Origin of the sequence: Pedobacter sp. CFBP9032 (assembly GCF_034045265.1) — a bacterium.
In the GTDB taxonomy this organism is placed as follows: domain Bacteria; phylum Bacteroidota; class Bacteroidia; order Sphingobacteriales; family Sphingobacteriaceae; genus Pedobacter.
In genome coordinates this window covers 22536-38263 of record NZ_JAXCWE010000006.1, presented here as the reverse complement: position 1 = coordinate 38263, position 15728 = coordinate 22536, and the positions used below count along the sequence as shown (strand labels likewise).

The 15728-nt window shown below is 38.4% G+C and carries 12 protein-coding genes; 8 read left to right on the top strand and 4 right to left on the bottom strand.

The window, feature by feature from the left end; translation table 11 throughout:
* Positions 1-96: 96 nt before the first annotated feature.
* On the bottom strand, positions 97-864 hold the full coding sequence (locus SOM16_RS12690; protein WP_320464373.1) for a response regulator transcription factor: 768 nt from the start codon (positions 862-864) through the stop codon (positions 97-99).
* Between the two features lie 158 nt (positions 865-1022).
* Here SOM16_RS12690 and SOM16_RS12685 point away from each other — a divergent pair, with 158 nt between their 5' ends.
* Together SOM16_RS12685 and SOM16_RS12680 are read left to right on the top strand one after the other, a co-directional pair.
* Positions 1023-1670, top strand: coding sequence for a DUF1349 domain-containing protein (locus tag SOM16_RS12685; RefSeq protein ID WP_320464372.1), 648 nt, complete (start codon positions 1023-1025; stop codon positions 1668-1670).
* Positions 1671-1842: 172 nt separating this feature from the next.
* A complete protein-coding gene (locus tag SOM16_RS12680; RefSeq protein WP_320464371.1) occupies positions 1843-3381 on the top strand; it encodes a SulP family inorganic anion transporter in 1539 nt (512 codons plus the stop codon).
* On the opposite strand, the gene dinB is transcribed toward SOM16_RS12680, so the two are convergent.
* Positions 3378-4478: a DNA polymerase IV gene (gene dinB / locus SOM16_RS12675; RefSeq protein WP_320464370.1), complete on the bottom strand. Its 1101-nt coding sequence runs from the start codon at positions 4476-4478 to the stop codon at positions 3378-3380. The genes SOM16_RS12680 and dinB overlap by 4 nt on opposite strands.
* 494 nt (positions 4479-4972) lie before the next feature.
* Between dinB and SOM16_RS12670 the strand changes: the two genes are divergently transcribed.
* The gene (locus tag SOM16_RS12670; protein ID WP_320464369.1) at positions 4973-5113 is read left to right on the top strand and encodes a hypothetical protein; all 141 of its coding nucleotides are present in this window, start codon (positions 4973-4975) and stop codon (positions 5111-5113) included.
* On the opposite strand, the gene SOM16_RS12665 is transcribed toward SOM16_RS12670, so the two are convergent.
* Entirely contained in the window at positions 5110-5592 is a 483-nt protein-coding gene (locus SOM16_RS12665) for a DUF6934 family protein (protein ID WP_320464368.1), read from the bottom strand. The two genes, SOM16_RS12670 and SOM16_RS12665, sit on opposite strands and share 4 nt — an antisense overlap.
* A 187-nt stretch (positions 5593-5779) precedes the next feature.
* Complete coding sequence (locus SOM16_RS12660) at positions 5780-6139, bottom strand: response regulator transcription factor (protein ID WP_320464367.1); 360 nt, start codon at positions 6137-6139, stop codon at positions 5780-5782.
* Positions 6140-6455: 316 nt separating this feature from the next.
* Here SOM16_RS12660 and SOM16_RS12655 point away from each other — a divergent pair, with 316 nt between their 5' ends.
* From SOM16_RS12655 to SOM16_RS12635, 5 genes are all read left to right on the top strand, one after another.
* Positions 6456-7487 carry a LacI family DNA-binding transcriptional regulator gene (locus SOM16_RS12655; protein WP_320464366.1) on the top strand — a complete coding sequence of 344 codons (1032 nt, stop codon included), beginning with the start codon at positions 6456-6458 and terminating at the stop codon, positions 7485-7487.
* A 415-nt stretch (positions 7488-7902) separates the two neighbouring features.
* Positions 7903-10884 carry a SusC/RagA family TonB-linked outer membrane protein gene (locus tag SOM16_RS12650; protein WP_320464365.1) on the top strand — a complete coding sequence of 994 codons (2982 nt, stop codon included), beginning with the start codon at positions 7903-7905 and terminating at the stop codon, positions 10882-10884.
* 18 nt (positions 10885-10902) lie between these two features.
* On the top strand, positions 10903-12492 hold the full coding sequence (locus SOM16_RS12645; RefSeq protein ID WP_320464364.1) for a RagB/SusD family nutrient uptake outer membrane protein: 1590 nt from the start codon (positions 10903-10905) through the stop codon (positions 12490-12492).
* Positions 12493-12511: 19 nt separating this feature from the next.
* Positions 12512-13543, top strand: a complete 1032-nt coding sequence (locus tag SOM16_RS12640) for a SusE domain-containing protein (protein ID WP_320464363.1) — start codon at positions 12512-12514, stop codon at positions 13541-13543.
* A 63-nt stretch (positions 13544-13606) separates the two neighbouring features.
* Positions 13607-15526 (top strand): glycoside hydrolase family 13 protein, encoded by a 1920-nt coding sequence (locus SOM16_RS12635; RefSeq protein ID WP_320464362.1) that lies wholly within the window; start codon positions 13607-13609, stop codon positions 15524-15526.
* Positions 15527-15728 lie beyond the last annotated feature (202 nt).

Sequence of the window (15728 nt, the reverse complement as noted above, 5' to 3'; positions counted from 1 at the left end):
ATTGGTTTTGCGCCCCGTAAAGCAAATTTCTCACTGTATTTAACGGTGAATTTTAAATATCATGCTGAACCAGGAGGTGCTTCTAAATAAATATAGCTATTGATCTGCCAATGCCAACAGACCCATCGTTTCGGCAATTTTACAAGCCTCCAGCGCATTGCTTACATTAAGTTTTTGAAAGATATTTTGCCGGTGTCGGTTTACGGTATTGATGCTCAAAGCCAGTCGATCTGCAATTTCTTTACTTCTTTTGCCGTATTTGATCAGTTGGAGAATTTCCTTCTCTCTTATAGAAAGAAGACCGTTAAACCGTTCTTCATTGTGCTCAATAATCTTTCCGGTCCGCTTATTCATAATGGCACCCTGCGGAATCGAAAACTCCGGATGATCGTAAATCAGGTTATACAGGCAAAGCGCCAGCCAGATGCTGCCATCGTCTGAGCTGGCAATGTATAATAAACGGTGTTGCACTAAAACGTATTTCCCGGCCTTATTTTTCACTCTGAGTTTGGTAATCATCTCGTAATCCATTCTTTCTTCGGCAGCAAGCGTATTCAATAGCTGAAAGAACTGAAACTCCAGCCGATACTTCTTCTGCAGATCTTCTGTATGGATCTTCTGCAATAGCTGATCTTCCCAAATCGAGTTAATTTCCTGCTCTTGCACTAAAACACCTAAGTTTTCGGCAATAGCACCATAATAAAGATAACTTTTCCTGGCTTTTAAATCACTCAACACACTAATGCCGTTTTCAATTTTGCTGTACATCTCGGCAATAAGCCTGGCCTGAAGCAATTGTTGATCAGCATCTAAAATAGTCTCAAAAGATTGAGAGAAGAGTTTAATGTCAAGCAGGTCTCGCATGGGTTCAAAATTTAATGGTTATTTATTACCATTGAATCTGGTTGGAAGCTTAAATAACTTTGCGAACTTACACATTCGGGTGGTTATTTTAGAGAAAGAAAAGTGGTGATGAATTTAACATTTAATCGGTGTCCAATAAAAATTAATTAATGAGTAAAATGAAAAAAATATTTTTAGCATTAAGCATAATATGTAGTATGAATGAATTAAAGGCGCAGAGCCTGGATAAAATGCAGTGGTTTAATGAACCTGAGAAATGGGAAATTAAGAACAACAGTTTGAGCATGCAGGTAACGCCAGCAAGCGACTACTGGAGAATTTCTCACTATGGTTTCACGGTGGATGATGCGCCATTCTATTATGCAACTTATGGTGGAGAGTTTGAAGCTAAAGTTAAACTTACGGGTGCCTATAAAGCCCGTTTCGATCAGATGGGGTTAATGATTCGCATTGATCATAAAAACTACATTAAAACCGGGGTCGAATTTGTAGATGGAAAATTTAATGTAAGTACAGTTGTTACGCATGATAAAAGCGACTGGAGCGTGCTGCCATTAACTGAATTGCCACCTTTTATCTGGATTAAAGTGGTGCGCAGGCTCGATGCAGTAGAAATCTTTTATTCTTTAGATGATAAAAACTACATCATGACCCGTAATGCTCCGTTGCAGGATAATACTCCTGTGATGGTTGGCTTAATGGCCGCCAGTCCGGATGGTCAAGGTTTTGAAGCGAAGTTTGAACATTTTAAAGTGAAGCACTTGCCAGATCAAAGGCGGTTGGAATGGTTGAAAACACATCAATAGAGCGATCTATATTCCTATTCAAGTTAAGCAGAATAAGAAGCATAAAAGAACTGTGCTGCTAATTTCAGGCAGCGCAGTACACTTTTAAGCTCTTATTTAACAGTAGATTTAAGAAATTCATTAGAGATAAGCAGTAGAAAAAAGCTGATATTTGCAGCTTTAATTGCGAATAATGAAATCTACCCTACAGCTTTTCGATTTTTCGAAAAGAATCGACTATAAAACAGAAATCTTAGCGGGCTTAACGGTAGCCATGACGATGATTCCTGAATCACTATCTTTTGCTATTCTTGCTGGTTTCCCTCCCTTAACAGGTTTATACGCCGCCTTTATTATGGGTTTAGTTACTGCTATTTTGGGGGGCAGGCCCGGGCTGGTATCTGGTGGGGCGGGAGCAACCGTAATTGTACTGATTGCTTTAATGAAAAGCAACGGCATTGAATATGTATTTGCTGCGGTGGCGCTCGCAGGTGTTATTCAAATTATAGTCGGGCTTTTTAAACTGGGCAAATTCGTTCGCCTGGTGCCGCAACCCGTTATGTTTGGATTTGTAAATGGACTTGCTGTAATCATTTTTATGTCGCAGTTAGAACAATTTAAAACCCTTGTTAATGGTCAGGTAACTTGGTTAAGTGGCACAGCGCTTTATGTAATGCTGGCCCTGGTGGCCCTAACAATTGCAATAGTTGTTTTACTGCCTAAGTTTACCAAAGCCATTCCGGCTTCATTAGTGGCTATTATTGTGGTATTCCTGGTGGTGTTCTTTTTTGGAATTGATACCAAGTTGGTGCGAAATATTGCTTCGGTGAGCGGTGGTTTTCCACCATTTCATATTCCAAAGATTCCATTCAACCTGGAAACCCTTAAAATTATCTTTCCTTACGGATTAATTATGGCTGGTGTAGGTTTAACTGAAGGCTTGCTTACCTTAAACCTGGTAGATGAAATTACAGATTCTAAAGGGAACGGAAACCGAGAAAGTATTGCACAAGGCATTGCCAATATGCTGAATGGTTTTTTTACAGGTATGGGTGGCTGTCCGATGATTGCGCAAACTTTAGTGAATCTATCTGCTGGAGCCCGGGCCAGGCTTTCAGGTATTATTGCGGCATTAACCATTTTATTAATTATTCTGGTGGGTGCGCCAATTATAGAAAGGGTGCCTATGGCCGCTTTGGTTGGTGTAATGATGATGGTTGCCATTGGCACATTTGAGTGGATGAGTTTTAAGGTAATCAATAAAATGCCTAAACAAGATATTTTCATCGGCATTTCTGTTGCGGTAATTACGGTTTGGTTGCATAATCTTGCATTGGCCGTGCTGATCGGCGTAATTATTTCTGCTTTGGTATTTGCCTGGGAAAGTGCAAAACGCATCAGGGCAAACCAATATTTAGGAGCGGATGGCGCTAAATACTATGAAATTTATGGACCATTATTCTTCGCGTCGGTGGCTAATTTTAATGAAAAATTTGACGTTTCCGGCGACCCCGAAAACGTAATTATCGACTTTAAAGATAGCCGGGTGTATGATATGTCGGGAATTGATGCCTTAAATAAACTCACTGAAAGATATAAAGCTGTTGATAAAAAACTTCACTTGCGCCATCTGAGCGATGATTGTAAAAGGTTATTGCGCAATGCAGATGGTGTAATTGAAGTGAATGTAATGGAAGATCCGGACTATCGGGTAGCGGAAGGCATTAGTTAAAAATCAAACTCCAGTTGATTACTAGTTAGGTTTTCCAACGGAATGTCATCATAAAAACGAGATAGCGTAATGCCGAGCAAACGAACTTTTGCGGTACCTAAGTTGGCTTCTTCAAGCAGTTTTATGGCTTCCTGAAACATGTTCTCTGCCTGGTTTATGGCTGCGGGAAAAGATCGGCTTCTGGTAATGAGCTTAAAATCTTCGAATTTGATTTTAAGCGTAACCGTTTTTCCTTTTAACTGGTGCTTCTCTAACCGGGCAGCCACCGTTTCGCTAATTTGTTTTAATAAATCGTGCATCACCGCCAGGTCGTTCGTGTCTTCTGAGAGTGTATCTTCGGCGCCAACCGACTTGGTTTCGCGATGAGATTGCACAGCTCGGTTATCAATTCCACGGACGATTTTATAGTAGAATTTTCCTGATTTTCCGAATTGTGCAATTAACTGAGACTCGCTTAGGTTTTTTAAATCGGCACCAGTATTAATTTGCATGGCCTTCATTTTCGCCGCGGTAACTTTGCCAACACCAAAGAACTTTTCTACGGGCAGCTTTTCCATAAAAGCCTTTATTTTTGAAGGGCCGATAAATGTTAAGCCATCAGGTTTATTCATATCTGAGGCTACCTTCGCTACAAATTTGTTGATCGAAACTCCGGCAGATGCGGTGAGGTTTAATTCGTTTTTAATGGCATCTTTAATTGATTTTGCGATATCAATGGCAGAACCGATGCCCAGCTTATCTACTGTAACATCGAGATAAGCTTCATCAAGAGAAAGGGGTTCGATTATATCCGTATAGCGGCTAAATATTTCCCTGATTGCTTTTGATACCGCAGAATAAGCATCAAACCTGGGGTACACAAATATGGCGGTAGGGCAAAGCTGGTAAGCTTTGCTGCAAGACATCGCCGAGCGAATGCCATACTGCCTCGCTTCGTAACTTGCTGTTGCCACCACACCGCGACTATCCGGCTTGCCCCCAACCACAAGCGGTTTCCCTTTGTATTCTGGAAAATCACGTTGCTCTACAGACGCATAAAAAGCATCCATATCAATATGGATTATCTTTCTTATGGCATTTTCGGGCTGATCAGACATTGTAATTAAAGTGCATTAACTTCGGATAGGAAGAATTAAAATGCTTCCAAAGGTAAGAGGTTAAATTTCGGAAATTTATAATGATATAGAAGAGGTAATTCTCTTTATTTACAAAAGACGGAAGATTAAGTGTAGCTTTTAATCACAAATACTTGCAGTACCTATCCACTGAAGCAAGATAAAGTGATTTGAATTGATAATAACTGATGATTTTGATCAAATTTCAAATAATAGAATCGTTATAAATATAGGGATTAGTAAGGCGCAATAGTGTAAATTCAGGAAAGGATTACAAAGAACATCAATGTAAACCTTTAATCGGATTAAGAAGCTATTGTAAATAACATATAGTATTAACAGCTCCCAACTGTAAAGACTTTTCAGGACAAGACAAACACTTTAATGGTGATGATGTTATACATACTAAAGGTGATAATGATAATAATAACATATATTACTTATATTTGTGTTGCATTAGAAAGGAAACTTTTAATATGAAAATCGCAGAAAGTAAAATAAAAGCAATCGGAGTAACTATTAAAGTAGATAAGTCTCTTGATAAGTTTTCTAATGTAGTACCTGATAAGATGAAGGAAAATGCGAAAATTTTAGCTAATACCAAGTTAAGCCATTAAATCAACTTTATTTTTTTGGTGAATAAAAAGGCATCATAATTTGTTCCTTTTCTGAGTTCCTCCAATTTATACTTGACTACTACTCCATTTTCTTTTATAGCTTTATAAGCTTGTATCTTGAAATTTTGACATAATTCAAGATAAGAATCATTAATAGCCATCTGGTATAATCTGGTTTTTGCAGGGATATCCCCACTAAGGAATATTTTTTTATCAGGATAAAATTCACTGAAAATATATGCAGTAGAAGCAATAGTTGCTAGTATTTTATTTCTATCTCCATTTTTTGATGAGGTTTTGTAATCAATGGTACCATCATCAAGAATTGTCCCTAATGCAAGATTATAGATATCTTCATTATTATCAAATGGCGTATATTGAACAAGCTTCTCTAAATTACCTTTTACACCTGTGATTACAAATTTAAACTCATGGCGATCTGTAGAAGTAGAGATGTTTTCATACTTGTCATAATTCATTTTATAAAACTATGAAATTTAAATAATTAATCTTAAGACGGCTTATTCAATAATATTGACAACTAAACTATATGCTAAACAAGTCAGTTTTTTGAAAGTTTATAAAGAAGAAAAACACATACTAATTATATGATTTTAAGAATATGTAATTAGGCAAATCTTTTCACCAGCGATTAAATTACCTGAATTAATTTAACAGAAGACCAACCTTATTTAAAAGAGAATCCATTTCGAAAGGCTTTTCCATAAAGTCATTTGCACCCGCATCCATGGCAGACTGCCTGATATCACGACTGGCAGAAATCATTAAAATGGGAATTTCTTTAAATTCAGGATCGCTTTTCAATAATTTACAAATGTCGCGTCCATCGTGGCCACTCATCCAGATGTCGAGCATGATTAAGTCAGGTTTACTTTTTACGGCATCAATTACTGCACCACCATCATAAGTAAATTCAACATCATAACCCATCACTTCCAATATCATCGTTACCGCATCCACAATTCCTTCGTCATCATCGGCGATGAGTATTTTCTTAGTTCTCATTAAAGTAAATTTTTATCAATATAATTGGTTTTTGATGAAAAGCAGATTTTATAGTCCGTTAAATATAAATACTTAAAGACTAATTTTTGTTTTAAAAAATAAAAATTAAATTATGACGTATCCTTTGTGTGATAGGTACATATTTTTTTTCCAAAAATAAGCTTATCATCTAATAAATTAATCATGTGGTTGATGCAGATGTATAAATACGTGGTTAAATACGATACTTTTTTTCTAGCAATACCATTAAGCCCATTAAAAAGTGTTTTTATAATCTATATTTACAGCGAAATTAAACAATCTAGCGTTTAACCAAATGGACAGTATTAATATTAAGAAATTAGCGGAAGCCTTAAATCTATCCACTTCTACAATTTCGCGTGCTTTTAGAGATAACAGCGATATTAATGGCGCCACTAAAGAGCGGATCCTTACTAAGGCGAAGGAGTTAAACTATCAGCCTAACCATTACGCCAGCAACTTAAGAGAACAAAAAAGCAAAACGATTGCGGTAATTGTACCCGAATTAGCCAATAATTATTTTTCACAGGCTATTCACGGTATTGAACGTGTGGCCCGGGAAAACGGCTATCACATCCTAATCTATGTTACAGATGATGATTACAATAAGGAGGTTACTTTCATTAGTCACCTGCATAACGGGCGAGCTGATGGCATTATCATGTCGGTATCAGGTGAGGCAAATGATCATAATTACCTGAATCAGTTTGAGACAAAACGCCTGCCTTTGGTTTTTTTCGATAGGATTTATGAAGATATAGAAACGCCCAGGGTTATTACCAATGATTACAAAAGCAGCTTCCAGGCAACTGAACATTTAATAGCGCAGGGCTGTAAACGCATTGCTTATTTAGTGGTAAACAAAAGTCTTTCTATTGGTAAAACGCGGATGAAAGGTTATCTGGATGCACTTTCAAAGTATAATATAGATTTTGATGAACAGTTGATTGTAGACTGTAGCAACAGTTATGAAGAAAATAGCATCATCATTAAAAATGCATTGGTAGATTTAAAACCAGATGGCATATTTACCTCTGTGGAGCGTTTGGCTTTTGCCACTTACTATGCCTGTTATGATTTGGAAATCGTCATTCCTGATGATTTGAAAGTTATCAGTTTTTCGAGTTTGGAAATTGCCCCGTTACTCAATCCATCTTTAACAACGATCACTCAGCCAGCGGTAGAAATTGGAGAAGAGGCAGCAAGATTGTTATTCAAAATTTTAGATCACCATCAAGATAAAAATTGCTTTAGTGAGGTCGTTTTAGACTCGAAAATGATCATTAGAAATTCCACCGCTAAACACCTGGAAAAGGGCAAAAAATAGCCTGCTTTTTTAGGTCTAAAAATCTCAAAAAATATCTTCACTTAGTGTAAAATACGCAGAATTCCGACCAAATTTCGGGAACGTTCCCGAAAACACACCGACTTCTGGCTTGAATTCTTCGGGAACGTTCCCGAAAAACGAGTAAAAAATCACTTAGTGTAAAAAATACACCTTAAATTCAAATTTTGCATTTTTAATTCGCTGTTTATTAGGTATTTAATTTTGAATTGCTGACCTTTTTAAATCTTGAGTTTAAATTAAAGTTAAGTTTTCCTGGTATTTTCTTTACATAATTTCTCATCCGGAATATATTTTTTAAATAAATTTTGAAATGTAATTATGTGCTGTAAATTAGCCCTGTGTGTAATTCACTATAATATTTAACCAAATTTTTATACTTAAAAGAGCTTCGAATATGAGAGTATTTTACCTGTTAAAACAGGGGCTTTTGATGCTGTTAGTTTTTTCAGCATTAATCGTAAAAGCACAAACCGGATCAATTTCCGGAAGAGTGCTTGATGAAACCGGCCTGCCATTACCTGGTGCTTCAGTAGTTGTAAAAGGTACAACCAGAAGTACATCAACAGATGCAGACGGAAATTTCAAAATGTCAGGTTTATCGAATGGTTCGGTAACCTTATCTGCCAGCTTTATCGGCTATCAAACATTAGATAAAGCCGCAAGCGTTAGTGGCAACACGACACTAAACTTTCAGTTGGTGCCAGATGCGCAAAAATTAAATGAAGTAGTGGTAATTGGCTACGGTACGGCAGAAAAGAAAAACTTAACTGGTTCAATTACGACGGTAAGTTCAAAAGACTTTCAAAAAGGTACTATTACCACTCCTGAACAATTAATTCAGGGTAAAGTTGCCGGTGTAAACATCATCTCGGGTGGTGGTGCGCCGGGTGCCGGAGGACAAATCCGTATTCGTGGCGGAGCATCGCTAAATGCCAGCAATGATCCGTTAATTGTTGTAGATGGAGTTCCTTTCAGTGGAAACAGCATTGGGAATGCACCAAGTCCGCTTTCTTTAATTAACCCGAATGATATTGAAACTTTTACCGTATTGAAAGATGCAAATGCAACTGCCATTTACGGTTCAAGAGCGTCTAACGGGGTAATTTTAATTACCACTAAAAAAGGTGCTTCAGGTGCACCAGTAATCAATTTTAGTACCAACAACTCTATTGCTACCGTAGCTAAAAAGGTTGATGTATTTTCAGCTGATCAGGTTCGTGCATATGTAAATGCAAATGGAACAGCTGCACAAAGAGCACTTTTAGGTACTGCAAATACCGATTGGCAGGATGAAATTTATCAAAATGCATTTTCAACAGATAATACGTTAAGCATCGCCGGGTCATTCAAAGGTGTGCCTTACCGCGTATCTGCAGGTTATTTAGATCAGGATGGTGTGTTGGTTACGGCTAAGCTTAAAAGAGCAACCGGTGGTTTAACCTTGTCTCCACGTTTATTTAACGACCACTTAAAAATCGATTTAAGTTTAAAGGGAACATTGAGTAATTCTCAATATCCTGATGATGCTGCGATTCAAAATGCCATTCAGTTTGATCCAACTCAACCTGTTTATGCAGATAATAAATTCGGAGGTTACTTTGAATGGATTTCTGGAACGGGCGCCGCTGGCGTGCCAAATCCAAATGCGCCGCGTAACCCGCTTGCTTTAATCAGACAACAAAATAACGTAGGTAATGCAGAAAGAAGTTTTGGTAACGCAAGGTTTGATTATTCCTTCCACTTTCTTCCGGAATTACACGCAAACTTAAACTTAGGTTACGATATTTCTAAAGGTTATGGTTCTAAATCAGTGCCTGTTTATGCGGCACAACGTGCTTCAACCAATGGTTATTTTGAAAGAAGACTGAACAATGGTTCGGATAAATTTTCAGAGTTCTATTTAAATTATGCGAAAACAGTAGAAAGTATTAAAAGTAGATTTGATGTAACGGCGGGTTATGGTTATTACGACAATTCTACCACTGATTTTTACTTCAACAACTATAAAGGAACGGGAGAAATTTTAACAAGTCCGGTATTCCCTAATGCCGTAGAGAGACAAAAGTTGCTTTCTTATTATGGAAGATTTGTTTACACGTTGGCTGATAAATACATTCTTTCCGGAACGATGCGGGCAGATGCTTCTTCAAGATTCTCGGAGCAGAATCGCTGGGGATATTTCCCTTCAGCTGGTTTTACCTGGAGAATTATTGGCGAAGATTTCTTAAAGGATAGCAAGGTGGTATCTGATTTGAAATTGAGATTAAGTTATGGCGAAACGGGTAATAAAGACGGCGCAACCATTGGTAACTACAATTACATCTCCCGGTATTATGCCAACACCAACCAGGGACAATACCAGGTAGGAAACTCTTTTTACAACTATTACAGCCCGGCTGGTTATGATCCTGATATGAAATGGGAAACGACAACCACCTATAACGCTGGTTTAGATTATGGTTTCTTAAAAGGAAGATTGTACGGTAGTGTGGATGTTTATTACAAAAAAACAAAAGATTTGTTAAGCACCATCAATATCCCGGTAGGAACTAACTTCAGTAACTTATTAACTACCAATGTGGGGAATATGGAAGTAAAGGGAGCAGAGGCCAGCTTAAATTTCGTAGCGATTCAAAAAGATGATGTAACCTGGGAATTTGGTGTGAATGCTGCCTATAACAAAAGAAAAATCACCAACCTAACCTTAAACCCTGATGCAGGATCGAAAGTAGGTGCCGGCGACATTACCGGTGGTACAGGGAATACTTTGAAATGGAACGCGGTAAATCAGATTCCAAGTGCATTCTTTGTTTACAAACAAGTTTACAATGCTAATGGATTACCTTTAGAGGGTGTTTATGAAGATTTAAATGGCGATGGCGTAATCAACACCAATGATCAGTATTTCTACAAATCACCAGATCCAAACTTTACTTTTGGTTTCAATACTTCATTCACCTACAAAAAGTGGACGGCTACAACCGTGCTTCGGGCAAGCATTGGAAACTATGTGTATGATAATATCTCATCCAACTTCGGGATCAGAAATAACATCCTGAGTACACAAGGAATTCTAAACAATGCGGGTGTTGATTTATATAACACCAACTTCTCTGGTAGTTCTGGTACACAGTATTTGAGTGATTATTTTATCAAGAATGCATCGTTCTTAAAAATGGATAACGTGGGTTTATCATACAATGTAGGTAAGCTCTCTAAAAACAGCAATGCCAGCATGCGTATTTCTGCCAATGTTCAGAATGTATTCATTGTGTCTAATTACAAAGGTTTAGATCCGGAATTATCTTCAGGGATTGATTTTAACTTATACCCAAGACCAAGAACTTACACGTTGGGTTTAAATGTTGGTTTCTAATATCAAAGAAAATATAAAATGAAAAATTCATTTAAAATCATATTAGCATCAGGGTTATTGCTTTTTAGCTTAAATTCTTGTAAAAAAGAGGATTTGAACTTAACGCCAACCAATGATGTAACTGCCGAGAATGTTTATGCAACTCCGGCCGGATATAAAAATAGCCTGGTTAAACTATATGCTACTTACGCATTAACCAGCCCATCGGGTTCTGATAACAGCGATGTCGGCGGACTAAATGCAGGTTTTGCAGATTTCTTCAGGTTATTCTGGACTTCTCAGGAGCTGACAACAGATGAAGCCATTTGTGCCTGGGGCGATGTTGGGATTCCGGAATTAAACTTCGGTACACCAAGTAACGATAACCAGTTTTTAAGAGGTTTATACTCGAGAAGTTTATTACAGATTACTTTTTGTAACGAGTTTTTAAGAGAAAGTACGCCAGAGAAATTAGCAAGTCGCAACATTACCGGAGCAGATGCTTCGGCCATTACCAAGTACCGCGCAGAAGCTCGTTTTCTCCGCGCTTTCCAATATTGGGTATTGTTAGATGCTTTTGGTAATCCACCTTTCGTAACGGAAGAGGATAACATTGGTAAAGTTGCACCAAAGCAAATCCAGCGGGCTGCATTGTTCAGCTATGTTGAATCTGAGTTGAAAGCCATTGAAGACGATTTAGCTGAGCCGCGTGCAAACGATTATGGTCGCGCAGATAAAGGTGCAGACTGGGCTTTATTGGCAAGGTTATATTTAAATGCACAGGTTTATACTGGTACAGCCAAATACACCGAAGCGATCACCTATTCAAGCAGGGTAATCGCAGCTAATTATCAGTTGAAAAACAATTACCTGGATCTTTTCAAATCGGATAACGATAGAAACAATACAGAAAACATCTTAACCATTAACTATGATGGCGTAAACGGCACCAATTTCGGGGGTACAACCTTCTTAATTAATGCAGCGATTAATGCAGATATGAATCCGGCAAGTTTCGGTGTTCCAAATGGCGGATGGGGTGGAAACAGGACCCGCCAGAATTTACCGGCATTGTTTCCTGATGCAAACGGAACACTAGATAAACGTGGTGTTTTCTTCGGTACCAAAAATACAATTGATGATGTAGGTACTTTTACTGATGGTTTACGCGTAACCAAGTTTACAAACAGAACATCTGGCAATACTACTCCGGCCTCCTTAAACGGTACATTCAGCTCTTTAGATTTTGCTTTGTTCCGCTTAGCTGAGCAGTATTTAATTTATGGTGAGGCTGTTGCACGTGGTGGCGCAGGCGGTAATCCAGCGTTGGCTTTAACTTATGTAAATTCTTTACGCACAAGAGCTTATGGAAATACATCAGGTAATGTAACTGCGGCGGCTTTAACTACCGATTTTTATTTAGATGAGCGCGGTCGCGAATTATACTGGGAAGGTCACCGCCGTACAGATTTAGTCCGTTTCGGTAGGTTTGCAGGTGCTACTTATTTGTGGCCTTACAAAGGTGGCGTAAAAGCTGGTGCATCAATCCCGGCTTACCGCAACATTTTTGCCATTCCAACAGCAGATTTAATTGCCAATCCAAATTTGGTTCAAAACCCAGGTTATTAATCTTAATTTTTAATAAGAGATGAAATCAACAATATTCAAATCCTTAGCGTTGGGCTTAATCGTCCTATCGCTTTGGTCTTGCAAAAAAGACGAAACGCAAACCGTTTCCAATATTGCACCTGCAGGAACATTGGCGGCTTCGGCCACTAATTTAAATTTAGTGCAGACCAATGGTACACAAACCGCACTAACCTTAAACTTTCCTATATCTAGTGCAACAGGTTATGTTGTGCCTGTCACTTCTACTTTACAGTTCGATTTAAAAGGGAAAAACTTTAGTACGCCAACTGAAATAGTAGTTACAAGCGGTACTTATGCACCAACGGTTACCCAGGTAAACAATATGATTTTAGCTTTAGGTGGCAAAGTAGGCACGCCTGCACAGGTTGAAGTACGGTTAAGATCCGGCGCAGCCGTAAATGACATCAGCTTTTCGAATGTAGTTACCTTAAGTGCAACACCTTATTTATCTTCCTCGTGGGTTTATGTTCCTGGCGCTTATCAAGGTTGGGCGCCTGCTACTGCAGATAGTTTAGTTTCGTTATCAAGCAATGGTATTTATACCGGAATGATTGCCTTTACACCAGCTAAACTTGCCTTTAAAGTTACGCCGAAGAAAAACTTCGATCTTGCGTATGGAGATGCAGGTGCGGGTACGATTAGTACTTCTGGTGGCGATATTAATTCTCCGGATGCGGTAGTGAAACAAGTTACAGTCGACTTAAATAAATCAACTTACACCATCACTACGCCAAAAGAATGGTCTATTCTTGGTGATGCGACTCCGGGAGGTTGGGTTACTGATACCGATTTGAAAGTAATTAACGATGGCAAGGCTACAGTTTACACATTGGAAACAACACTGGTTGCAGGAGAATTTAAATTTCGTTTCGGTCACGACTGGGCGATTAATTTAGGTGGCGGTACCACGCTTGCTTTGGGTGGTGGAAACATTAAAGTGGAAACCCCTGGCATTTATACCATCACTTTAACGCTTACGAAAGCGGGCGATGTGGTAACAGGTGGTAGCTATACCCTGGTTAAAAAGTAATTAATTCTTATTTCGCCCTGCCGAACGTATGTTCCGCAGGGCTTTATCCTTTAATGTTTCAGCATGTTCAGATCCAAAAACTTTTCGCTCTTTCCTTTATCATCCAATGCTCAAACAAACTTTCTGCAATCTGCAGGAAAAAAAATAATACTTCTGGCTTTGCTGATTTCACTTTCAGCAAGTTCTTTATTTGCTCAGAAATTAGAGCGGATAGAACCGATGTTCTGGTTTACCGGAATGCACAATCCTGAATTGCAGCTCATCGTACATGGCGAAAACATTGCAGCAAGTACCGTTTCATTAACTTACCCGGGTGTGAAACTGGTAAAGGTTAATAAAGTGGAAAACCCGAACTACCTGTTTTTAGATTTAACCATTGCAACAACTGCTAAGGCAGGAAAATTTCCAATTAACTTCACTGTAAATGGAAAAAAGATATTGAATTACACTTACGAATTAAGGAACCGCGATAAAAGCGCAACCAGAATTCAGGGCGTAACACAAAAAGATTTTATTTACTTATTGATGCCGGATCGTTTTTCGAATGGCAATAAAAGTAATGATGTGGTGAAAGGCTTAGTTGAAACTGCATTAAACCGTGATAGTATGTATTACCGTCACGGAGGCGATATTGAGGGGGTAATGAATCACCTGGATTACCTGAAAGATTTAGGCATCACCACTGTTTGGATGACACCAGAGATTGAAAATGATATGCAGAAAGCTTCTTACCATGGCTACGCAGTTACAGATCATTATAAGATTGATCCACGTTATGGCACCAACGAACTTTTCAAAAAATACGTAGAAACTGCTCATGCAAAAGGCATGAAGGTAATTAAAGACATTGTTCACAACCATATTGGTACCGGACATTGGTTTTTTAAAGATTTGCCAATGAAAAGCTGGGTACATCAGTGGCCAAAATATACACAAACCAGTTACCGCGATCAGGCGGTTATGGATACACATGCCGCTCAAGCCGATCGAAAGAAAATGTTGGATGGCTGGTTCGTACCATCTATGCCCGATCTGGATCAGCAAAATCCTTACGTGCAAAACTACCTGACTCAAAACCACATCTGGTGGATTGAATATGCAGGCATTGATGGCTTACGTTTAGATACTTACCCTTACAATGATCCGGCTTATATGGCAGATTGGGCATTGAAATTGAAAGCTGAGTTTCCAAACCTTTCTATCTTCGGAGAAACCTTTGTAAGCGGTGTGCCGAATCAGGCTTATTTTACCGAAGGAAATACTGTTAATCGTGGTTTCAATACGCACCTGCCAGGGATTACCGATATGGCCGTGAAAGAAGGAATTTATGAAGCGCTAAACGGAAAAAATGGCTGGACTGATGGTGTAAATCGTTTATACGACATTATTGCACATGATTTTCTATATAAAGATCCTACTCAAAATTGTATTGCTTTGGATAATCATGACATGAGTCGCTTTTACTCTGTGGTGAATGAAGATTTCGAAAAATATAAAATGGGTATGGCTTTATTGCTTACCATGCGGGGCATCCCTCAAATGTATTATGGCACAGAAATTTTGATGAAAAACTTTTCTAATCCTGATGGTTTGGTGCGTGCTGACTTCCCAGGTGGATGGTATGGAGATAAAAAAGATAAGTTCATCGCTAAAGGCAGAACAAACAAAGAAAACGAGGCATTTAATTTTGTGCGAACATTAGCAAATTATCGAAAAAACAGTGTTCCTTTACAAAGCGGAAAATTGATGCAGTTTGTACCGGAGGATGATATTTATGTTTACTTCCGCTATAATGAAAATGTGAAAGGCACAGTGATGGTGATCGTAAATAATGCTGAAAAAGAAAAGACATTAAAAACGGATCGTTTCGCAGAAAGAACCCTCGGAACAACCTCGGCAAAGAATATCATCACCAACGAAAACATTTCATTCAACGAAATTAAAGTGCCAGCCAAAACAACACTGGTTTTAGAATTAAACTAAAATCAAAGCTAAATAAGGTTAAAGCGGAAAGCTTAAAGACTAAAGCAGAAAGCCGTGCATGCGCCCTATCTTGATACTTAATACTAATTACTTGATACTAACTAGAAAGCTAAAGGCCAAAGCGAAAAGCCATGTATGCGCCCTGTCTCGATACTTGATACTAACAGAAGCTAAAAGACTAAAGCAAAAAGCCATGTATGCA